This window comes from Pantoea sp. Cr_R13 (assembly GCF_029222565.1).
In the GTDB taxonomy this organism is placed as follows: Bacteria; Pseudomonadota; Gammaproteobacteria; order Enterobacterales; family Enterobacteriaceae; genus Pantoea; species Pantoea eucalypti.
Map to the genome: position 1 here is coordinate 33,481 of NZ_JARHXL010000011.1, position 19,313 is coordinate 52,793.

Sequence of the window (19,313 nt, forward strand, 5' to 3'; positions counted from 1 at the left end):
AGTGATTAAAATTTAAACTTCTGACGACCTGCCAGCGAGTGGGACAGCGTGGTGCCATCGACCATCTCCAGCTCTCCGCCCACCGGCACACCGTGCGCGATACGGCTGGCGTCAACGCCATACTGACCACAGAGTTCCGCAATGTAGTTTGCGGTCGCCTCGCCTTCCACCGTCGGATTGGTCGCGAGGATCACTTCCTGCAGCGTTTCACTCTCCAGCCGCTGCTCCAGACGATCCAGGCCGATATCTGCCGGACCAATGCCGTCGAGCGGCGACAGATGTCCCATCAGCACAAAGTAGCGGCCGCCAAACTGGCCGGTCTGCTCAATGGCGTGAATATCTGCCGGGCTTTCCACTACGCAGATTTGACCATTCTGCTGACGCCGTGGATTGGCGCAGATGGTGCAAATTTCCTGCTCGGTGAATGTCCGGCAATCAGCACAGTGACCAATCTCCGACATCGCCCGGGTCAGCGCCTGCGCCAGGCGCATACCACCGCTGCGATCGCGCTGCAGCAGCTGAAAAGCCATGCGCTGTGCCGATTTCGGCCCAACGCCGGGCAGACAGCGCAGCGACTCCATCAATGATTCAAGCAGTGGACTGGTTTGCATCAGAACGGCATCTTAAAGCCTGGTGGCAGCTGCATACCCGAAGAGACAGACGCCATCTTCTCTTTCTGGGTTTCATCAATGCGACGTGCCGCATCGTTGAACGCCGCAGCGATCAGATCTTCCAGCATATCTTTGTCATCTTCCAGCAGGCTGGGATCGACTTCCACGCGACGGCAGTTGTGCGCGCCGTTAATGGTCACTTTTACCAGGCCAGCACCCGATTCGCCGGTCACTTCAATCGCGGCGATCTCTTCCTGAACCTTGGCCATTTTGTCCTGCATCTGCTGGGCCTGTTTCATCAGGTTGCCCAATCCGCCTTTACCACCAAACATAGTTTTCTCTCTCAGCTAAGGCTACAACGCTATCGTTACGATAGCAGCAGCGTGTTCAAACAGGTCGGATACTCTCCTCATCCAGATCAGCATCGAAAAATCGCTGCAGCGTCTGGATGTGGGTATCACAGGTGATCGACTGACGCGCCTGCGCCAGTTTCTCTTCGTAAATGGCCTGACGCCACTCCAGTGGCGTCAACACCGATGAATTATCGTCTTCAACGACCGAGAGTTCAACTTTCTGCCCGGCACGCTCACTCAGCGCATCGCATAACACCTGCTGCGCCGACGGTGAATTCAGGTGACGCTGACTGCTGCGTAAATGCAGACAGACCCCGTTTTCGGTGGTCTCTTTCCAGGCATTTAATGCCAGCTGCTGCACCAGTTTTGGCAGCGGCAGGGTCGCAATCTCTGCGGCCCAGGGATCGCGCTGCTGCGCTTCTTCCGCCAGGCGCGCCGCCAGCTCAGGGGTTTTCTCATGCTCCAGCGCAGAACGCAAGGCCTTCGGCGTCGCGACCGGCTCTGCCACTTCAACCTGCTGATTAACGGCTTTCCAGCGGTACGCTTCCTCTTTTACCGGCGCGGCAGGCTCACGATCGCGGATACGCTGCTGACTGCGCTCGGTAACCGAAGCCAGCCGCTCCAGCGCCGAGTTGGCCGGCCGCGCACCTGGCGCCGCCGGCTCACTCTTTTTTGGCTTGTTCGCTCCCTGACGCAACAACTGCGTGCGCGCCTGGAGGAGCTGGCTGGTGGAGCTTGAAAGTGGCGCTTCAGGTGCACCATCCGGCGGCGGCGCGGGTTGCGGAGCCGCATCAGGCGCGGCCATCTGCGGCTGAGCGGCAACGTGCTGTTGCGGCGCAGGCATCGGCTGATGAGGCTGCTGCGCCACAGGCGACGCTGTCTGAGCAGGTGACGATGTGGCGGGCTGTGCTGCCGAGTGTCGTGCGACAGGCGAAGGCCCGGAAGGTGCCGGTGCCGTCTGCGCCGGCGCGACAGGTGCCATCTGCTGGGTTAGCGCGGGACGGGCAATCGGTTCTGCCACCGCCGCTTTGGGGTGGAACGCCAGTGCGCGCAGTAGCGTCATCTCCACGCCCATGCGGCGATCGGGCGCAATCGGCAGATCCTTGCGGCCCATCAACAGCGTCTGATAATAGAGTTGCAGATCGGCGGGCGGCACCACGCGAGCCAGTTCACGCAGTCGCAGAGCGTTGCTCTCGTCATCATCGCTGAGCGAAGCCGGCAGCAGTTGCACCATTGCAATCTGGTGCAGCAGGCGCAGCATCTCTACCAGCAACGCCTCCCATTCCACACCGCGTGAAGCCGCCTGGCTCAGCAGTGTCATGACCTGCTGACCGTCACCGTCCACCAGCGCTTCCAGTAGCCCAAGCGGCTGTTCATCATCCAGCGTGCCGAGCATGACGCTGACCGTGCTGCTGGTCACCGCGCCCTGCCCCATGGCAATCGCCTGATCGGTTAGGCTCAGCGCATCGCGCATACTGCCATCGGCGGCGCGCGCCAGCAGCTGAAGCGCCCGGGTTTCGCTCTCAATCTGTTCCTGCTTCAGAACATGCTCAAGCTGCTGGCGGATTTGATCAACATCCAGCGCTTTGAGATGGAACTGCAGGCAACGCGAAAGAATCGTCACCGGCAGTTTCTGTGGATCGGTGGTCGCCAGCAGAAACTTAACGTGTGAAGGTGGCTCTTCCAGCGTCTTTAACAGCGCATTGAAGCTGTGACGCGACAGCATATGCACTTCATCAATCAGATAGACTTTGAAGCGTCCACGGGCCGGGGCGTACTGCACGTTGTCGAGCAGATCACGGGTGTCTTCAACCTTGGTACGCGATGCGGCGTCAATCTCGATCAGATCGACAAAGCGGCCCTGCTCAATTTCACGGCAGTTATCACACTGACCACAGGGCGTGGCGGTGATACCGGTTTCGCAGTTAAGGCCTTTGGCCAGCAGACGCGCAATGGTGGTTTTCCCCACGCCGCGGGTGCCGGAGAAGAGATAAGCATGATGGATGCGTCCCAGAGACAATCCATTCGCCAGCGCCGTCAGAACATGTTCCTGACCGACAACATCAGCAAAAGCCTGGGGACGCCATTTTCGCGCAAGTACCTGATAGCTCATGTGGATTCGACGAAGTTGGATGGAAAGATGAGCGCAGACGCTCTGCAACCCCTGTATAAGATTGCAGTAGTCTATCAGCTACGCTTTTGGCTGGCACTCGTTATCTTGACGCCAGAGGCGTGACGGCCTCGCCGGGTGGCAAGGCCGAAAGAGTGGCTTAGTGGCCGGAGAATTTGACCAGGCTGTAACTCTCAACGCCCAGGGCATTGAGACGCGATTCACCGGTCAGATCGAACAGGTTAATAATGAAAGCCGCGTCTTTCACTTCACCGCCTGCACGACGGATCAGTTTAACGGTCGCTTCAATGGTCCCACCGGTCGCCAGCAGGTCATCAACCACCAGCACCAGATCGCCCGGCTGGATGGCATCTTTGTGCAATTCCAGCTGATCGGTGCCATATTCCAGCTCATAAGCTTCGCTGTAAACCTCACGCGGCAGTTTGCCGGGCTTACGCACCGGAACAAAACCGACGCCGAGGCCTAATGCCACCGGGGCACCAAACAGGAAACCGCGCGCTTCCGTACCCACCACTTTAGTGATGCCTTTATTACGGTAACGCTCAACCAGCAGCGCAATCGACGCGGCATAGGCTTTGGGATCTTCCAGCAGGCTGGTGACATCGCGGAACAGGATGCCTGGCTTAGGATAATCAGGGATACTTTTAATGCTGTTTTCAATGAATTCAAGCTGCTGCGCAGTGTCGGTCATAATGATACGCCTGGTAAAAAATTCTGTTTCGCGCAGCTTCAAAAGCGCTAATACCTGGTAAAAGGCTCAGCGGAAGTCAATTCACAAAGGGAAGCCACGCACGAAGACGCCCAAATCTAAGCAAATGACCGGCTAAATGCAACTTTATCGCGGCGACTTTGGTGCGTCCGCTGCTTCTGCCACCACCGGAATACGCCACATAAACAGCAGCAGCGCCGCCAGCATGATCAGCAGCATGACGCGTACCCAGAGCTGATGCACCAGGAAAAGCGAAAGACTAAATGTTGCGACTATCAGGCAGATAGCGCGGACTTTGGCGCCCGGCGGCATTGCGCGATGCTGTTGCCAGTGGCGCAAATAGCGGCCAAATGGCGATTTCCACAGCAGCCAGTGATGAAAGCGCGGCGATGACCGCGCAAAACACCAGGCCGCAAGCAGCATGAATGGCGTGGTAGGTAATAAAGGTAATACAATGCCCAGCGTCCCCAGCACAATCGCCAGCCAGCCGAGGGTTAATAACAGAATGCGTTGCATGAATCCCGCCCAGCTCTTTCCTCATCCGACTACGTTAGCACAGCCGGGCGTCACGCGATGAGTGCGATCGCTTTGCAACAGCGCCTGCAACAGCTTCTGATCGACCTGCGTCAGGAGATTGCCCGTCATCCGGATGGTGAGTGCCGTCTGCCACGCTTTGACTCGCAGCTTTTTCGCACCAAAGGCACGCGACTGGCAGATTACCTGCTGGAAGTGGAACAGAATTTCGCCCGACTGTGCGACAGCGGTAACGATCTGGCGCGCAGTGCCTGGCTGGCTGAACACCTGGTGGATCAGATTGCTGCCCTGCAACGCGAGGCGAGTACCCAAAAGCTGCGTACCCAACGTGAACAGCCGGTTAAGAACCCACGCGCCTCGAAATATCAGGAGTACCGTGAATTTGAACGGCGCTTACTGGCGATGATCGATCAGCGTGAACAGCGGCTGGCACTGGCCGAAACGCTGGCGGTCCAGCGTCAGCTGAAGCAGGATCTGGAAACGTTAGAGGGAAGACTGGCGCGCTGTCGTCAGGCGATTCGCTCTGTCGAATGGGGCGCTTCCCTGCACGGCGGCGAGCACAGCGAATAAAGCGCAGCGTGAGAAAAGCGCTTCTATACTGAGTGCAATTCTGCGTGGAGACGAACCATGGGTTTACTGAGCTGGCTGATTTGCGGGCTACTGCTGGGCCTGTTAAAGCGTCTGCTGATACCGGGTCGGCCCGGTGGCCTGATGGCGACCCTGACGCTGTCGATGATCGGCGCACTGATCGGCGGCTATATCGCCGCCTATTTTGAACTGGGCTCGCTGGCAACGCTGCATGCTGGCGCCCTGGGCATTGCGATTGTCGGCGCGGTTCTGATGCTGCTGGTCGCGGCCCGATTACGTATTTAGGAGACAAGATGTCACTGGAAAATGCCCCTGACGACGTCAAACTGGCTGTTGATCTGATTCAGCTACTGGAAGAGCATCAATTGCCGGTTGAGACCGTGCTCTCCGCGCTGGCTATGGTGCAGCGCGATTTCGAGAACAAGCGCGATAGCCAGCCGGCCTAACAGGACGCCGTCAGCGTCGGGCTGAGGCGCAGCATATCGATAAAGGCATTGGTCAGAACGGGTGCGTCTGCGGCTAAATCAAAACTGTCCGGCGAAAACAGCCAGCTTTCCATCATACCGTTGACGTAACCGCGCATAATCAGGGCAGCCTGACGCGTGCTGAGAGTGCCCGGAAGTTGTCCGGCGTCAATGCACTGGCGCAGGACATCTTCAATTTTATCGTAGCATTCCAGCAGTAAGCTCTGTTGCATATTCTTCAGTGCCGACATTTCGCCCACAAATTCGCATTTATGGAAAATGATCTCCATCAACGCGCGTCGCTGTGGATCCTTTGCAGTCGCTTCAAAGATATAGACCAGCATTGCGCGCAACACAGAGAGTGGATCGCCAGGGTATTTTGTCTGATACTCAAGTTCCACATCGTCCAGACCCGCATCACAACGAAGCCATATTTCGTGTAATACATCGGCTTTGTTTTTGAAGTGCCAGTAGATTGCCCCGCGCGTAACGCTGGCTGCGGTGGCGATATCTGCCAGTGAGGTGGCTGAGACGCCCTGCTGCGAAAAGAGAACAATAGCGGCATCAAGAATTTGATGCCGTGTTTCAAGTGCTTGCGCTTTGGTTTTTCGTGCCATAGTGGGCTTTTTTTACAAACAGGTAAGTTTACATACATTTGTGAATGTATGTACCATAGCATGACCTGCGCCTTGCCACAGCAATGGGTTTTTCAGTTTGTGATCCATTGACCAATTGATACCGGACACTAGAGGTTTATTTATGAATAAAATCAGAGGATTATCGCCTCTGGCGGCCGCCCTGATGCTATCAGGCAGCTTTTTGTTAACAGGATGTGACAACAATAAATCCGAACAAGCCGCCCATCAGCAACCGCCAGCCGTAGGTGTTGTTACACTGAAAACGGAACCCCTTAAGATTTCAACTGAATTACCTGGCCGCACCTCGGCATACCGTGTGGCTGAAGTCCGTCCGCAGGTGTCCGGTATTATTCTGAAGCGTAACTTTATTGAAGGAAGCGACGTTAAAGCAGGTCAGTCTCTTTATCAGATCGATCCGGCTACCTATCAGGCAGCCTATGACAGCGCCAAAGGTGATTTAACGCAGGCGCAGGCTAACGCACATATCGCTCAGCTGACCGTCAAACGTTATAAACCTCTGCTCGGCACCAAATATATCAGTCAGCAGGATTATGACACCGCTGTTGCTACAGCCGCGCAAAACGAGGCTGCGGTTCAGGTAGCAAAAGCCAATGTCGAAACGGCCCGCATTAATCTGGCTTACACCAAAGTCACCTCGCCTATCAGTGGCCGCATCGGTAAATCGTCGGTAACGGAAGGTGCGCTGGTACAAAGCGCACAAACCACCGCACTGGCCACCGTGCAGCAGCTTGATCCCATGTATGTCGACGTCACCCAGTCGAGCGAAGATTTTATGCGCTTACGTTCAGAACTGGAGTCGGGTCAGCTGAAGCAGAGCGAGGGCAAAGCCAACGTGACACTGCTGATGCAGAACGGCAGCAGCTATCCACAGCCTGGTACGCTGGAGTTTTCTGACGTCACCGTTGATGAAACCACCGGTTCTATCACACTGCGCGCCATTGTCCCGAACCCGAACCATACCCTGTTACCGGGCATGTTTGTTCGTGCGCGTCTGGACGAAGGCACCAATCCTGATGCGTTACTGGTTCCGCAACAGGCGGTAACTCGTACCCCAACGGGTCAGGCAACGGTCATGGTCGTGGGTGCAGATAACAAAGTAGAAGCGCGTCAGGTCACCACCTCTCAGGCGATTGGCGACAAATGGTTAGTCACTGACGGTGTTAAAGCGGGTGAGCGTGTGATCAGCACCGGTCTGCAGCGTGCCAAACCGGGCGCACAGGTGACCCCACAAGAAGTCTCAGACGATGCGAAAGCGGCACCTGATTCCAAGCCGCAGTCTGACAAGTCACCGTCATAACAGGAGCCGTTGATTCATGGCTAAGTTCTTTATCGATCGACCCATCTTTGCGTGGGTGCTTGCCATCATCATCATGCTGGTCGGTGCGCTGTCGATTCTCAAACTTCCGATCGAGCAATATCCTAATGTTGCCCCGCCGGCGATTGAGATTCAGGCCACCTACCCTGGTGCGGATGCTAAAACGCTGCAGGACTCGGTGACCCAGGTTATCGAACAAAACATGAACGGTATCGATGGACTGATGTATATGTCCTCGAGCAGCGACTCGTCCGGTACGCTGACCCTGACCATCTCCTTTGAGTCGGGTACAGATGCAGATATCGCGCAGGTTCAGGTGCAGAACAAACTGCAATTGGCGACGCCGCTGCTGCCGCAGGAAGTGCAGCAACAGGGGATTCAGGTTAAGAAATCGTCCAGTAGCTTCCTGATGGTAGCGGGCTTCATCAGCGACGATGACAACATGACGCAGAATGACATTTCTGACTTTATTTCGTCATCAATCAAAGATCCGATCAGCCGTACCAAAGGCGTGGGTGATACCCAGGTATTTGGTGCGCAGTACGCGATGCGTATCTGGATGGATCCACACAAGCTGAACAACTACAACCTGACGCCGGTTGATGTGATCAGTGCGCTGAACACTCAGAACACCCAGGTCGCTGCCGGTCAGTTAGGTGGTACGCCGCCGGTGCCAGGACAGCAGCTCAACGCCTCAATCATTGCGCAAACCCGTCTGACCTCAACGGATGAGTTCGGCAAAATCCTGCTCAAAGTGAACGAAGATGGTTCTCAGGTTCGTCTGCGTGATGTGGCAAGGATTGAACTCGGTGCAGAAAACTACGAAATCGTTGCCCGTTATAATGGCAAGCCTGCGTCCGGTATCGGTATCAAGCTGGCCACCGGTGCGAATGCGCTGGATACCGCCAATGCGGTGAAAGAAGAACTGGCCAAATTGCAGCCGACCTTCCCGGCCGGTCTGAAAGTGGTCTATCCGTATGACACCACACCTTTCGTTAAGATCTCGATTTTCGAAGTGGTGAAAACGCTGATCGAAGCGATTGTGCTGGTGTTCCTGGTGATGTATCTGTTTCTGCAGAACTTCCGCGCCACGCTCATTCCGACTATCGCTGTGCCCGTGGTACTGCTGGGTACGTTTGCCGTTATCAACGCGTTTGGTTATTCGATAAACACCCTGACGATGTTCGGGATGGTGCTGGCCATCGGCTTGCTGGTGGATGACGCCATCGTGGTGGTTGAGAACGTTGAGCGCGTGATGGCGGAAGAAGGATTACCGCCAAAAGAAGCAACGAAGCGTTCAATGGAGCAGATTCAGGGCGCACTTGTCGGTATCGCGCTGGTACTGGCCGCTGTATTTATTCCGATGGCGTTCTTTGGTGGCTCGACCGGCGTTATCTACCGTCAGTTCTCCATCACTATCGTTTCGGCGATGGCGCTATCGGTGCTGGTCGCCTTTATTCTGACGCCGGCACTCTGTGCCACCATGCTGAAACCGATCAAAAAAGGCGAGCACGGTAAAACCACCGGTTTCTTCGGCTGGTTCAACCGTATATTCGACAAAAGCACCAGCCACTATGTGGATGGCGTCGGCCACATGGTTCGCAGTACGGGTCGCTACATGCTGATCTATCTGGTCATCGTGGTCGGAATGGCGTTTCTGTTTATGCGGCTGCCCTCTTCATTCTTACCGGAAGAGGATCAGGGTCTGCTGCTGGCTCAGGCGCAGCTGCCTGCGGGCGCAACGCAGGAGCGTACTCAGAAAGTGCTGGATCAGGTGACGGACTACTTCCTGACGCAGGAGAAAGACACGGTTAAATCAGTGTTCACCGTTAACGGCTTCGGCTTTGCCGGTCGTGGACAGAATACCGGTATCGCCTTCGTCAGTCTCAAGCCGTGGGATGAGCGTACCGGCGCAGACATGAAAGTTCCGGCGATTGCTGGCCGCGCCATGCAGGCGCTGGGCGCAATCAAAGATGCGATGGTTATTCCGTTCAACCTGCCCGCTATCATTGAACTGGGTAACGCGACTGGCTTCGATTTTGAGCTCATCGATCAGAATAACCTGGGTCACGATAAGCTGACGGAAGCGCGTAATCAGCTGTTTGGTATGATTGCACAGCATCCTGATACGCTGGTTGGCGTGCGCCCGAACGGTATGGAAGATACACCGCAGTACAAGCTGACGATCGATCAGGAAAAAGCGCAGGCACTGGGCGTATCACTCAGTGATATCAATACCACGCTGGCGGCTTCCTGGGGTGGCTCTTACGTGAACGATTTCATTGATCGCGGTCGTGTGAAAAAAGTTTACGTGATGGGTAAAGCGGACTCCCGCATGTTGCCGGACGACATTGGTAAGTGGTTCGTGCGCAACAGCAGTGGAACCATGGTGCCCTTCTCAGCCTTCTCGTCAGCGAAATGGCAGTATGGTTCACCGCGCCTTGAGCGTTACAACGGCCTGCCTGCGATGGAAATCCTGGGACAGGCAGCTCCCGGTAAAAGTTCGGGTGCGGCCATGGATCTGATGGAAGAGCTGGCGGCGAAACTGCCTGCCGGTATCGGCTATGACTGGACTGGCATGTCCTATCAGGAACGCTTATCCGGTAATCAGGCTCCTGCGCTCTATGCTATCTCGCTGATTGTGGTCTTCCTGTGTCTCGCCGCACTGTACGAGAGCTGGTCGATTCCCTTCTCGGTTATGCTGGTTGTCCCGCTCGGGGTTATTGGTGCACTGCTCTTTACCACCCTGCGTGGCTTAAGTAATGACGTCTACTTTGTTGTCGGGTTACTGACCACCATCGGCCTCTCGACCAAGAACGCCATCCTTATTGTCGAATTTGCTAAGGATTTGATGGATAAAGAGGGCAAAGGGCTGATTGAAGCTGCGCTGGAAGCGTGTCGTATGCGTCTGCGTCCTATCCTGATGACGTCACTGGCGTTTATTCTCGGGGTACTGCCGCTGGCAATCAGTACCGGTGCTGGCTCCGGTTCTCAGAACGCGGTAGGTACAGGCGTAATCGGTGGTATGGTTACCGCGACTATCCTGGCGATCTTCTTTGTGCCGGTGTTCTTTGTGGTGGTACGCCGCCGCTTTGGCAAGAAAAAAGAAGAATCAGCAAACAGTCATCCGGTTGAACATAACCAGACTCACTAAGCTGTAAATCATCTAAGGCCGCGCAAGCGGCCTTTTTTATGCCTGCGATTCTGTCCCTGCTCTTTGCAGATCCTCTGCTTTTAATAATGCGCTGGCAGTTGCAATGCTGAAAAGTGCGGCGCATAATAATGTTATATTATAACATTACATAGGCGTGCATTATGAAAGCGAATATTCATCCTCACTATCGTCACGTGGTCTTCCATGACACATCCGCTGATGTGTGGTTCAAAATCGGATCCACCATAAAAACCGATCGCACAGTTGAGTTCGAAGGCGAAACACTGCCCTACGTCACCCTGGACGTGTCATCCGCCTCGCATGTTTTCTACACCGGCAAACAGAAAGATTTTGCTAAAGAAGGCAGCACCGCACGCTTTAACCAGCGTTTCGGTTCTTTCCTGACCGCAAAGAAGAGGTAACTCATGAAGGTATTAAGCTCACTGCGCTCCGCCAAAAATCGCCATCGGGATTGTAAGGTAGTCCGCCGCAAAGGCCGTGTTTACGTTATCTGTAAAACAAATCCACGCTTTAAAGCTGTACAGGGAAGGAAGAAGAAACGCTAGTTTGTGTCGTGATGACTGGCCGGGCTCGCCCGGCCTTTTTTATGCCTATTGCATACTCTTCAGCATCGCATTCACGTTATGTTTAAAGGCCGCCTGATAAGTCGCCGCCGGGCCAGAAGCCGTGGATAAGGCTTCCGGATAGAGCTCACCACCTGGCTCAGCACCGGTCGCGCTGGCTATCTGTTTCACTAACCGCGGGTCCGTCTGATTCTCGATGAAATAGCGGTTAATGTGCTGCTGTTTGAGCTGGTTGATTAAGCTCCCCACGTTGCTGGCACTCGCTTCTGCTTCAGTTGAGAATCCGACGGGTGCCAGAAACGTTACGCCATATCGCTGTCCAAAGTAACCAAACGCATCGTGACTGGTCAGCACTTTACGCTTGTCGGCAGGCACAGCATCAAAGGCCGTTTTTGCCCAGCTATCCAGCGCCTGCAGTTGCTGTATGTAATTCTGCCCACGCTTGCGGATTGCTGGCGCGTCTTCAGGGTCGGCTTTGACCAGCGCATTCATCACGTTGGTCGCGTAGATAACGCCGTTCTGCATGCTGTTCCAGGCGTGTGGATCGGTCACCGTTTTGCCCTCCTCCTCCATGCTGCGCGTAGTCACACCCGTTGAAGCGACCACGGGCTGCCCGCGATATCCCGACGCGCTGACCAGGCGATCCATCCACCCTTCCAGTCCCAGTCCGCTGACAAACACCAGATCGGCCTTCGCCAGCGCCTGGCTGTCCTGTGGCGTCGGCTCAAACGTATGGGGATCGCCATTCGGTCCCACCAGACTTTTTACGTTGACATGATCGCCGCCGACCTGTTTGACGATATCTGCCAGCACAGTAAAACTGGCCACGACATCCACCGTTTTTGCCATTGCAAATGGCGTGGCAAACAGCGCAGCGAGCGCCAGGCTAACCGGTAATTTTTTCATAGATACCCCTTAAGATTAATGGCGGCGCAAAATCCCGCCGCATGGCCCTGCAAGAATGGAGAAAAAAAACAGCATGGCGGCGCTCAGCACCACAGCGGGACCGGCCGGTAATGAAAAGTGCCAGGAGAGCATCAGGCCAGCCAGGGCTGAAATCATTGCCATGAAAATGGCGATAGCCAGCATCGCGGCAAGATGGCGGCTCCAGAAACGGGCGCTGGCAGCAGGCAGCATCATTAATCCCACCGACATCAGCGTGCCCAGCACCTGAAAGCCTGCCACCAGATTCAGCACCACCAGCATTAAAAACAGACCATGCACCAGCGGTGCACTCCATTTTCCCTGCGCCCGCAGGAAGTCACTGTCAAAGGCATCGATGACCAGCGGACGATAAATGATCGCCAGCATAATCAGCGTAAAGGCGGCGATGCCACCGACCAGCAACAGTGCAGCATTGTCCACCGCCAGCAGCGAGCCAAACAGTACGTGCAGCAGATCCACGCTTGAGCCGCGCAGCGAGACCAGCGTGACGCCCAGCGCCAGCGAACCGAGGTAAAACCCGGCAAAACTGGCATCCTCTTTTAAGGGCGTGTATCGACTAACCGCGCCCGAGAGCAGCGCCACGGCTAAACCTGCGATCAGGCCGCCGATACCCATCGCGACCAGTGACAGTCCGGAGATCAGATAGCCAATAGCCGCCCCCGGCAACACAGCATGTGATAACGCATCGCCAATCAGACTCATACGGCGCAGCGAAAGAAAAACGCCGAGTGGCGTGGCACTGATAGCCAGCGCGACGCAGGCAACCAGTGCGCGCCGCATAAACCCAAACTCAATAAAAGGCTGTATCAACGTCACGGCGCATAACTCCGCAGAGGGGGATCAGGGAGCCAGGTGCAACTGACCTCCGTATCATCCATCGACATCACATTACTGAAGTAGCGAGCGACCAGTGGACGGTCGTGCAGCACCACCAGCAGCGTTGTTCCAGCCTGCTGTTGCTGTTCCAGTATCGACATCAGTAATGTTACCGTCTGACTATCAATGCCGTTAAAAGGCTCATCCAGTAGCCAGAGCTGGCTGCGCTGCATCATCAGCCGCGCAAACAAGACGCGCTGAAGCTGTCCGCCCGATAAGGTCGCGGGCTGCGCATCTGCATAATCACGCATCTGAACCGCCTCCAGCGCCTGCCAGATTTCCCGACGCAGTTCACGGTTGATGCCGCCGAACCAGCCGCAGCGAGGCCAGCAGCCAATTGAAACCAGTTCAAATACCGTCAGGGGAAAGCGCGTCTCCAGTTCAGTACGCTGTGGCATCCAGCCAATAGCCCGCCGCGAAACCTGCAGCTCGCAGCGCCCCGCTATCGGTGGCAGCAAGCCCGCGATGGTTTTTAACAGTGTTGATTTGCCGCTACCATTCGCGCCGACCAGGGCTGTCATCGAGCCAGCGCTGAGCTGACCGTTGATGGCGGGGGTAACAGCCTGTCCCTGATAGCCCGCGCGAAGTGCGTTGAACCGAATCATGCGCTGATCCCCCATTTTATCGCCACAGCAAGCAGCGCAATGAACAGCAGTGCGATAGCCAGTCGCCCACCTAATGACATAAGTAATCCACTCTGACGCATCACTTCACCAATATGTTATAACATAACAATAATATATCGGATATTGTTGCTGCATCTATGCGCGAATGTGTATCAAAAGATAAATAACGCCAGGTGTCACTGGCAGTCGCAGACATGCGATGCAGGCTGCTCACACCACTGGCGCAGGTTAATAATTAACGGTTTTGTGCTCTGCTGGCTTGCAAACTGGTTGCAGAAATCCAATGATAGGTTTATTGACGGTTATAAGCGGACCAGATATGTTGTCACGAATTGAATGTGATATTGCTGTGGGCGAATCAGACTGCGCAAAATTAGCGGAGATTGTTCAGCGGAATATTCTCAAAATAACAGATTTGCTGGTAGGGGATTTACGCTGGTATTCGCAGAATGCGCAGTTAGTTCCTGGCAGTTTAAAAATTATTTGTGTTGAATATCAGGATCTGGATAGTTTTAAATTACTTTACGATTTTGACTGGAATTTATTTAGTCCTTGTCAGGATTTAAATGAAACAGTAACGCAATCGGAGCAGGTGAAGTTTCGCATTGTGCCCGGTGCACTTGAGTTTGATGCGATTGACAATGCCCAACCCTCCCCCAGCGATGAATTGTAATATTTAGTAATGGAGGTGAGCAGAACTAATGGTTTTACACTATCTTTAAGATATCCCGTTTAATAACTGCCCGAATAATCGCTTCCCGGCGGCGTTATCGTGACTCGCTGCCCTGCGGCAACTGTGCTAGCTATGGAGGGGAAAAAGATGGACGAATACTCACCGAAACGGCATGATATTGCCCAGCTTAAATACCTATGTGAAAGCCTGTTTGACGACAGCATGGCAACATTAACCGACAGCCATCATGGCTGGGTAAATGATCCCACTTCTGAAAGCAATCTGCAGCTTAACGATTTGATTGAGCACATCGCCTCTTTCACCATGAATTACAAAATTAAGCACGTTGAAGATGAAGCGCTGATTTCGCAAATCGATGAATATCTTGATGATACCTTTATGTTATTCAGCAACTATGGTGTCAATAGTCCGGATCTTCAACGGTGGCAACGTTCAGCTAAACGCTTATTTAATCTGTTCACTGAAGAGTGCGCTTTTCTCCAGCAACCGAGCCATTCATTATAGTACAGACATGAGAACGGTTTATTTATGAACAAAACCCTGACTAAAACTGATTATTTGATGCGACTACGGCGTTGCCGTTCACTGGATACCCTGGAAAGGGTCATTGAAAAAAATAAGTATGAATTACCTGAAGATGAGTTAGCGGTATTTTACTCGGCAGCTGACCATCGTCTGGCAGAACTGACGATGAACAAGCTTTACGATAAAGTCCCGGGTTCAGTCTGGAAATTTGTCCGCTAGTTTTATTGATTAGTACTTAGCTTTACATTTTTTAGTACCGGATATTCCTGCCTGCCGTCAAACCAATCGGCCAGGCGGGTTTTGCCTGTCTGCAGTTTCTGTGAAGGGATATTGCGAGGGAGAAAGTGGTGGGGGCCCTGCCAGCTACATCCCGGCACACGCGTCACCTGCTACGGCTGCTTCCTTCCGGATCTGACCGAGTTCACAAGCTAGCATTGCGGGAGAACCAACAGGGCCCCCATTGACAAGCCCTCTTTACGAGAGCGGGGGCATTATCTGGGAAGGAGGGTGCAATTGCAAGCGTAGTCGGGACAACCGTTGTTTTCTTGAACAACCGCCGTTATAACGCTTTCACTGCTTTCTCCCCATGCTAAAGTTAAGACCTTATTCCTGATGAAATAAGCGGATGAAATAAACACATGGAACAGCCTGACACCTTCCAGCAACGCATCTGGCAAATTGTTGCCGCTATTCCGTATGGCCATGTCACTACCTATGGCGATGTGGCGCTGCTGGCCGGTTCTCCGCGGGCGGCACGCCAGGTCGGCGGCGTGCTCAGTCGGTTACCTGAAGGCACTACCCTTCCCTGGCATCGCGTCGTCAATCGTCACGGTAAAATTTCACTGCAGGGCGACCGTCTGTTCAGACAGCGCGATGCACTGGAAGCCGAAGGCATAGAGGTAAGTGATGAGGGACAGCTTGATATCGGAACGTATCGCTGGGATTTCAGGCAGTAAAAGGGGCGACAAGGTCGCCCCGAAAAGTGATTAAATATGGGTTGGTGCAGGAACAGCTGCAGACGGCGTCACCTGAGTCGGTGAGGTCGAAGGAACGGTGGTCGCTGCGCCCGGCTGGGTTGGCATCGCCATTGACGGCACGGGTACCAGCAGCAGTTCAGCTTTAGTGCCACCCTGGTTGATCACCGGCTTCACGCCTTCAGTGACAAAAGCCAGTTTGCCGTCGATTGAGATCGCTGCGCTTAACAGAATGCGCGCATTAGGCTGGATGTCGGCCGGGTTAAACGGCAGCACGAACTGGAAAGGTGCCTGTTTACCTTCAGTACGCACCACGCGCTGCGACAGCACTTTTGATGGTGCGTCGGATACAGAGGCATCAGACAGGGTTACCGTTAACACCGCATCCGGCGGCAGCGCAATGCGCTGGCGGATAAATACAGAGCCACTTACGTTAGGCTGCGCAATTGCCGCGGTCTGGCCTGCAACCGCAGAACCCAGAGTGGGGGTCGGAACGGGTTTACTCTTATCGGCGCATCCCGCAACAGCAAGCGCCATAATTACACCACTACACACATGCCTGAGTTTCATTGATGTCGTCTCCATTTGATCAAAATGATTGTCGGCAGCGAATCCTGCTTACAGCGTTTCACTCGCCGTATGTCCTTAATGTTGGCACAAAAATGAAATTTTGCCTGGCTCAGCTAAAGCGGAAAGTCTGATTGACGTCAACTGGTCCGATCTTTCACACTGAGCAGGTCACTTTATTGAGGAATGCGCCATGAGTCAGGCACTGCAAAATCTGCTGAATCTGTTAAATCTGGAAAAACTCGAAGAGGGTTTATATCGCGGCCAGAGCGAAGATCTGGGTCTGCGCCAGGTTTTTGGCGGTCAGGTGGTCGGTCAGGCCCTTTATGCCGCTAAGCAAACCGTCCCGCCAGATCGCGTTATCCACTCTTTCCACAGCTACTTTTTGCGACCCGGCGATAGCCAGAAAGCGATTATCTATGATGTTGAAACGCTGCGTGATGGCAAAAGTTTCAGTGCCCGGCGGGTAAGTGCCATTCAGAATGGACAGCCGATTTTTTACATGACCGCATCGTTTCAGTCGCCGGAAAGCGGATTTGAACATCAAAATCCGATGCCTGAAGTCGTCGGGCCTGAAAACCTGTTAACTGAGCAGGCGATGGCGCAGAAAATGGCACATCTTCTGCCAGAAAAGCTACGCGAGAAATTCATTGCTGAACGTCCGCTGGAGATCCGTCCGGTGCAGATTCACAACCCGTTGCGGGGACATGTGGCTAAGCCTGAGCGCCAGGTCTGGATCCGTGCCACTGGCCCACTGCCTGACGACTTACGTATTCACCAGTACCTGCTCGGCTATGCTTCCGATCTCAATTTCCTGCCGGTCGCGCTTCAGCCGCACGGTAAAGGCTTTTTAGAACCGGACATGCAGGTCGCCACGATCGACCATTCCATGTGGTTCCACCGCCCGTTCGACTTCACTGAATGGCTGCTCTACAGTGTGGTCAGTACCTCGGCTTCTGGCGCACGCGGTTTTGTCCGGGGTGAGTTTTACAATCAGCAAGGTGTGCTGGTGGCGTCGACGGTTCAGGAAGGCGTGATGCGTCAGCGCAGCGAATAAAAAAAGGGGCGATTTCTCGCCCCCGATTCATCTTTTCCGTACTGACAGATTACTGGTTGTAAGCGTTCTCGCCGTGGCTGTTTACGTCCAGACCTTCACGCTCATGCTCTTCCGGTACACGCAGACCAACAATCAGGTCAGCCAGCTTAAAGCCGATAAAGGCGACAACACCCGACCAGACGATAGTCAGGCCCACGCTGAACAGCTGCACCCAGACCTGATGGCCCATGGTAACGCCCTGTGCATAGCCCACGCCGCCCAGTGAAGAGGAAGCAAACACGCCAGTCAGAATACAGCCTACAATTCCACAGACGCCGTGTACGCCGAACACATCGCAGGGATCATCCACACGCAGCCATTTCTTCAGGGTGGTCACACCCCACAATCCTGCCAGGCCGCCAACCAGACCGATGATCAAGGATCCGCCCACGCCAACGTAACCACAGGCTGGGGTAATCGCTACCAGACCGGCAATAAAGCCTGAACAGGCACCCAACAGAGAAGGCTTACCACGTACCGCCCACTCGCCAAAGGTCCATGCCAGGACTGCGCCCGCGGTTGCGACGACGGTATTCAGGAAGGCCAATGCCGCGATTTCATTTGCTGCAGACGCAGAACCGGCGTTGAAGCCGAACCAGCCAACATAAAGAATCGCGGTGCCGGTGAAGACCATTGGCAGGTTGTGTGGCTTAAAGGCCTCTTTACCAAAACCAGCACGTTTGCCTACCAGATAAGCGCCCACCAGACCCGCTACTGCGGCGTTAATATGCACTACTGTACCGCCAGCAAAGTCCAGCGCACCATCCTGAGCCAGGAAACCGCCCGCCCACACCATGTGCGCGATAGGTAAATAGGAGAGCGTCAGCCAGACACCGACAAAAATCAGTACTGCAGAGAAGCGGATACGTTCAGCTATCGCACCGACAATCAGGCCCACGGTGATACAGGCAAATGAGGCCTGGAAAGCGACGTGGATATACTGATAGAAACTGCCCATTACGGCGGTAAGTTGAATGTTTTTCAGCATGGCCCAGCCAAAGCCACCAAAGAAAGCATTGCCTTCACTGAACGCCAGGGAGTAGCCGTAGACCACCCACAATACGCAAACCAGCGAGAAGGTCACCGCGACCTGGGTCAGCATCGACAGAACGTTTTTGCCGCGAATCAGACCACCGTAAAACAGCGCGATACCTGGAATTGACATAAACAGCACCAGCGCGGTGCAAATCATCATAAATGCGTTATCAGCCTTGTCCGCAACGGCAGGCGCAGCCATCGCGAGTGAGGGTAACAGTGCCAGGCTGGTGAGGCCCAACTTAGCTAACATTTTATTCATTTTTATTCCATCCCATCACAGTACTGAGTCTTGATTACAGAGCGGCTTCGTCGGTCTCGCCGGTACGAATACGGATGACGCGCTGCAGTTCAGCCACGAAAATCTTACCGTCGCCAATTTTGCCGGTGTAAGCCGCTTTACTGATGACATCCACCACTTCGTCCAGCTGATCATCGGCAATCGCGATATCAATTTTGACTTTTGGCAGGAAATTTACGCTGTATTCTGCGCCACGATAAAGCTCTGCATGGCCTTTCTGACGGCCAAACCCCTTCACTTCGGAGACGGTCAGTCCCTGAATGCCGATAGAGGATAAAGCTTCACGTACATCCTCCAGCTTGAATGGCTTAATTACGACGGTGACCAGCTTCATTGGATCCCCTCCAGCGAGTAAATTGGTAACGTTTATGGACACGAAGGGATATAAGCAAAGCCTGTGCCAGAGTGTAAAACTGACGTTAATCAGTGAGTCAGGCGAGACGCGGCAAGGCATGGTTTTAACCGTAGCGGAAACCTGAAGCCTGGATGAAGGGGAATACTGCCAGGGACTGCACTCCTTTGGTGCTTAAGGCGTCAAAGGAGTGCATTTGTACAGATTATTCTGATAAACA

At 54.3% G+C, this 19,313-nt stretch carries 24 protein-coding genes, 1 other RNA gene and 1 other annotated feature; of the genes, 12 read left to right on the forward strand and 13 right to left on the reverse strand.

What is annotated here, in order from left to right; all coding sequences use genetic code 11:
• Positions 1-5: 5 nt before the first annotated feature.
• The 5 genes from recR to P2R09_RS06485 form a co-directional block, all read right to left on the reverse strand.
• Positions 6-611 carry a recombination mediator RecR gene (gene recR / locus P2R09_RS06465; protein ID WP_003850420.1) on the reverse strand — a complete coding sequence of 202 codons (606 nt, stop codon included), beginning with the start codon at positions 609-611 and terminating at the stop codon, positions 6-8.
• Positions 611-943: a YbaB/EbfC family nucleoid-associated protein gene (locus tag P2R09_RS06470; RefSeq protein ID WP_003850423.1), complete on the reverse strand. Its 333-nt coding sequence runs from the start codon at positions 941-943 to the stop codon at positions 611-613. Before P2R09_RS06470 ends, recR begins: the two co-directional genes overlap by 1 nt.
• A gap of 55 nt (positions 944-998) precedes the next feature.
• Entirely contained in the window at positions 999-3,077 is a 2,079-nt protein-coding gene (dnaX, locus tag P2R09_RS06475) for a DNA polymerase III subunit gamma/tau (protein WP_275768191.1), read from the reverse strand.
• Positions 1,596-1,657, reverse strand: a sequence feature (DnaX frameshifting element). Its footprint overlaps the gene before it by 62 nt.
• Positions 3,078-3,234: 157 nt before the next feature.
• A complete protein-coding gene (apt, locus tag P2R09_RS06480) occupies positions 3,235-3,786 on the reverse strand; it encodes an adenine phosphoribosyltransferase (RefSeq protein ID WP_275768193.1) in 552 nt (183 codons plus the stop codon).
• A 144-nt stretch (positions 3,787-3,930) separates the two neighbouring features.
• Entirely contained in the window at positions 3,931-4,320 is a 390-nt protein-coding gene (locus P2R09_RS06485) for a DUF454 family protein (RefSeq protein WP_275768195.1), read from the reverse strand.
• A gap of 57 nt (positions 4,321-4,377) precedes the next feature.
• On the opposite strand from P2R09_RS06485, the gene P2R09_RS06490 reads away from it, so the two are divergent.
• The 3 genes from P2R09_RS06490 to rsmS are packed head-to-tail and all read left to right on the forward strand — an operon-like array spanning position 4,378 to position 5,372.
• On the forward strand, positions 4,378-4,908 hold the full coding sequence (locus P2R09_RS06490) for a primosomal replication protein (RefSeq protein WP_275768197.1): 531 nt from the start codon (positions 4,378-4,380) through the stop codon (positions 4,906-4,908).
• Between the two features lie 57 nt (positions 4,909-4,965).
• Positions 4,966-5,211 (forward strand): hypothetical protein, encoded by a 246-nt coding sequence (locus P2R09_RS06495; protein WP_275768199.1) that lies wholly within the window; start codon positions 4,966-4,968, stop codon positions 5,209-5,211.
• Positions 5,212-5,219: 8 nt separating this feature from the next.
• On the forward strand, positions 5,220-5,372 hold the full coding sequence (gene rsmS / locus P2R09_RS06500) for a pleiotropic regulatory protein RsmS (RefSeq protein ID WP_275768201.1): 153 nt from the start codon (positions 5,220-5,222) through the stop codon (positions 5,370-5,372).
• Here rsmS and acrR read toward each other — a convergent pair.
• Complete coding sequence (gene acrR / locus P2R09_RS06505; RefSeq protein ID WP_003850439.1) at positions 5,369-6,007, reverse strand: multidrug efflux transporter transcriptional repressor AcrR; 639 nt, start codon at positions 6,005-6,007, stop codon at positions 5,369-5,371. The genes rsmS and acrR overlap by 4 nt on opposite strands.
• A gap of 142 nt (positions 6,008-6,149) precedes the next feature.
• Here acrR and P2R09_RS06510 point away from each other — a divergent pair, with 142 nt between their 5' ends.
• The 4 genes from P2R09_RS06510 to ykgO all read left to right on the forward strand — a co-directional run bounded on the left by P2R09_RS06510 (position 6,150) and on the right by ykgO (position 11,084).
• Positions 6,150-7,346, forward strand: coding sequence for an efflux RND transporter periplasmic adaptor subunit (locus tag P2R09_RS06510; RefSeq protein WP_275768203.1), 1,197 nt, complete (start codon positions 6,150-6,152; stop codon positions 7,344-7,346).
• A gap of 16 nt (positions 7,347-7,362) precedes the next feature.
• A complete protein-coding gene (locus tag P2R09_RS06515; RefSeq protein WP_275768205.1) occupies positions 7,363-10,518 on the forward strand; it encodes an efflux RND transporter permease subunit in 3,156 nt (1,051 codons plus the stop codon).
• A 161-nt stretch (positions 10,519-10,679) separates the two neighbouring features.
• Positions 10,680-10,940 (forward strand): type B 50S ribosomal protein L31, encoded by a 261-nt coding sequence (locus P2R09_RS06520; protein WP_275768207.1) that lies wholly within the window; start codon positions 10,680-10,682, stop codon positions 10,938-10,940.
• 3 nt (positions 10,941-10,943) lie between these two features.
• Positions 10,944-11,084 (forward strand): type B 50S ribosomal protein L36, encoded by a 141-nt coding sequence (gene ykgO, locus P2R09_RS06525; protein WP_003850445.1) that lies wholly within the window; start codon positions 10,944-10,946, stop codon positions 11,082-11,084.
• Positions 11,085-11,129: 45 nt separating this feature from the next.
• On the opposite strand, the gene P2R09_RS06530 is transcribed toward ykgO, so the two are convergent.
• Genes P2R09_RS06530 through P2R09_RS06540 form a run of 3 tightly spaced genes read right to left on the reverse strand, consistent with a single transcriptional unit; the run spans position 11,130 to position 13,528 of the window.
• Positions 11,130-12,008 carry a metal ABC transporter substrate-binding protein gene (locus P2R09_RS06530; RefSeq protein WP_275768209.1) on the reverse strand — a complete coding sequence of 293 codons (879 nt, stop codon included), beginning with the start codon at positions 12,006-12,008 and terminating at the stop codon, positions 11,130-11,132.
• Positions 12,009-12,023: 15 nt separating this feature from the next.
• On the reverse strand, positions 12,024-12,863 hold the full coding sequence (locus P2R09_RS06535; protein WP_275768211.1) for a metal ABC transporter permease: 840 nt from the start codon (positions 12,861-12,863) through the stop codon (positions 12,024-12,026).
• On the reverse strand, positions 12,860-13,528 hold the full coding sequence (locus P2R09_RS06540) for an ABC transporter ATP-binding protein (RefSeq protein ID WP_275768213.1): 669 nt from the start codon (positions 13,526-13,528) through the stop codon (positions 12,860-12,862). The genes P2R09_RS06535 and P2R09_RS06540 overlap by 4 nt, the downstream gene beginning before the upstream one ends.
• A 340-nt stretch (positions 13,529-13,868) precedes the next feature.
• Here P2R09_RS06540 and P2R09_RS06545 point away from each other — a divergent pair, with 340 nt between their 5' ends.
• The 3 genes from P2R09_RS06545 (at position 13,869) to P2R09_RS06555 (ending at position 14,987) form a co-directional block, all read left to right on the forward strand.
• The gene (locus P2R09_RS06545) at positions 13,869-14,222 is read left to right on the forward strand and encodes a hypothetical protein (protein ID WP_008924909.1); all 354 of its coding nucleotides are present in this window, start codon (positions 13,869-13,871) and stop codon (positions 14,220-14,222) included.
• 147 nt (positions 14,223-14,369) lie between these two features.
• Entirely contained in the window at positions 14,370-14,747 is a 378-nt protein-coding gene (gene tomB / locus P2R09_RS06550) for an Hha toxicity modulator TomB (protein ID WP_003850455.1), read from the forward strand.
• A 24-nt stretch (positions 14,748-14,771) separates the two neighbouring features.
• Complete coding sequence (locus P2R09_RS06555; RefSeq protein WP_003850458.1) at positions 14,772-14,987, forward strand: HHA domain-containing protein; 216 nt, start codon at positions 14,772-14,774, stop codon at positions 14,985-14,987.
• Positions 14,988-15,122: 135 nt separating this feature from the next.
• Here P2R09_RS06555 and ffs read toward each other — a convergent pair.
• Positions 15,123-15,219, reverse strand: an RNA gene (gene ffs, locus P2R09_RS06560) — signal recognition particle sRNA small type.
• Positions 15,220-15,406: 187 nt separating this feature from the next.
• On the opposite strand from ffs, the gene P2R09_RS06565 reads away from it, so the two are divergent.
• The gene (locus P2R09_RS06565; protein WP_275768218.1) at positions 15,407-15,724 is read left to right on the forward strand and encodes an MGMT family protein; all 318 of its coding nucleotides are present in this window, start codon (positions 15,407-15,409) and stop codon (positions 15,722-15,724) included.
• Positions 15,725-15,754: 30 nt separating this feature from the next.
• Here the strand turns inward: P2R09_RS06565 and P2R09_RS06570 are convergent, their stop codons facing one another.
• On the reverse strand, positions 15,755-16,312 hold the full coding sequence (locus tag P2R09_RS06570; RefSeq protein WP_008924908.1) for a YbaY family lipoprotein: 558 nt from the start codon (positions 16,310-16,312) through the stop codon (positions 15,755-15,757).
• 190 nt (positions 16,313-16,502) lie between these two features.
• Between P2R09_RS06570 and tesB the strand changes: the two genes are divergently transcribed.
• On the forward strand, positions 16,503-17,366 hold the full coding sequence (gene tesB / locus P2R09_RS06575) for an acyl-CoA thioesterase II (protein WP_003850463.1): 864 nt from the start codon (positions 16,503-16,505) through the stop codon (positions 17,364-17,366).
• A gap of 49 nt (positions 17,367-17,415) precedes the next feature.
• Here the strand turns inward: tesB and amtB are convergent, their stop codons facing one another.
• Positions 17,416-18,702: an ammonium transporter AmtB gene (amtB, locus tag P2R09_RS06580; protein WP_003850465.1), complete on the reverse strand. Its 1,287-nt coding sequence runs from the start codon at positions 18,700-18,702 to the stop codon at positions 17,416-17,418.
• Between the two features lie 34 nt (positions 18,703-18,736).
• A complete protein-coding gene (gene glnK / locus P2R09_RS06585; protein WP_003850469.1) occupies positions 18,737-19,075 on the reverse strand; it encodes a P-II family nitrogen regulator in 339 nt (112 codons plus the stop codon).
• Between the last annotated feature and the right edge of the window lie 238 nt (positions 19,076-19,313).

Excerpts from the sequence above, each read along its gene's own strand:
- recR (WP_003850420.1), bottom strand. The coding sequence starts at position 611 with ATGCAAACCAGTCCACTGCTTGAATCATTGATGGAGTCGCTGCGCTGT.
- P2R09_RS06470 (WP_003850423.1), bottom strand. The coding sequence starts at position 943 with ATGTTTGGTGGTAAAGGCGGATTGGGCAACCTGATGAAACAGGCCCAG.
- dnaX (WP_275768191.1), bottom strand. The coding sequence starts at position 3,077 with ATGAGCTATCAGGTACTTGCGCGAAAATGGCGTCCCCAGGCTTTTGCT.
- apt (WP_275768193.1), bottom strand. The coding sequence starts at position 3,786 with ATGACCGACACTGCGCAGCAGCTTGAATTCATTGAAAACAGCATTAAA.
- P2R09_RS06485 (WP_275768195.1), bottom strand. The coding sequence starts at position 4,320 with ATGCAACGCATTCTGTTATTAACCCTCGGCTGGCTGGCGATTGTGCTG.
- P2R09_RS06490 (WP_275768197.1), top strand. The coding sequence starts at position 4,378 with ATGAGTGCGATCGCTTTGCAACAGCGCCTGCAACAGCTTCTGATCGAC.
- P2R09_RS06495 (WP_275768199.1), top strand. The coding sequence starts at position 4,966 with ATGGGTTTACTGAGCTGGCTGATTTGCGGGCTACTGCTGGGCCTGTTA.
- rsmS (WP_275768201.1), top strand. The coding sequence starts at position 5,220 with ATGTCACTGGAAAATGCCCCTGACGACGTCAAACTGGCTGTTGATCTG.
- acrR (WP_003850439.1), bottom strand. The coding sequence starts at position 6,007 with ATGGCACGAAAAACCAAAGCGCAAGCACTTGAAACACGGCATCAAATT.
- P2R09_RS06510 (WP_275768203.1), top strand. The coding sequence starts at position 6,150 with ATGAATAAAATCAGAGGATTATCGCCTCTGGCGGCCGCCCTGATGCTA.
- P2R09_RS06515 (WP_275768205.1), top strand. The coding sequence starts at position 7,363 with ATGGCTAAGTTCTTTATCGATCGACCCATCTTTGCGTGGGTGCTTGCC.
- P2R09_RS06520 (WP_275768207.1), top strand. The coding sequence starts at position 10,680 with ATGAAAGCGAATATTCATCCTCACTATCGTCACGTGGTCTTCCATGAC.
- ykgO (WP_003850445.1), top strand. The coding sequence starts at position 10,944 with ATGAAGGTATTAAGCTCACTGCGCTCCGCCAAAAATCGCCATCGGGAT.
- P2R09_RS06530 (WP_275768209.1), bottom strand. The coding sequence starts at position 12,008 with ATGAAAAAATTACCGGTTAGCCTGGCGCTCGCTGCGCTGTTTGCCACG.
- P2R09_RS06540 (WP_275768213.1), bottom strand. The coding sequence starts at position 13,528 with ATGATTCGGTTCAACGCACTTCGCGCGGGCTATCAGGGACAGGCTGTT.
- P2R09_RS06545 (WP_008924909.1), top strand. The coding sequence starts at position 13,869 with ATGTTGTCACGAATTGAATGTGATATTGCTGTGGGCGAATCAGACTGC.
- tomB (WP_003850455.1), top strand. The coding sequence starts at position 14,370 with ATGGACGAATACTCACCGAAACGGCATGATATTGCCCAGCTTAAATAC.
- P2R09_RS06555 (WP_003850458.1), top strand. The coding sequence starts at position 14,772 with ATGAACAAAACCCTGACTAAAACTGATTATTTGATGCGACTACGGCGT.
- P2R09_RS06565 (WP_275768218.1), top strand. The coding sequence starts at position 15,407 with ATGGAACAGCCTGACACCTTCCAGCAACGCATCTGGCAAATTGTTGCC.
- P2R09_RS06570 (WP_008924908.1), bottom strand. The coding sequence starts at position 16,312 with ATGAAACTCAGGCATGTGTGTAGTGGTGTAATTATGGCGCTTGCTGTT.
- tesB (WP_003850463.1), top strand. The coding sequence starts at position 16,503 with ATGAGTCAGGCACTGCAAAATCTGCTGAATCTGTTAAATCTGGAAAAA.
- amtB (WP_003850465.1), bottom strand. The coding sequence starts at position 18,702 with ATGAATAAAATGTTAGCTAAGTTGGGCCTCACCAGCCTGGCACTGTTA.
- glnK (WP_003850469.1), bottom strand. The coding sequence starts at position 19,075 with ATGAAGCTGGTCACCGTCGTAATTAAGCCATTCAAGCTGGAGGATGTA.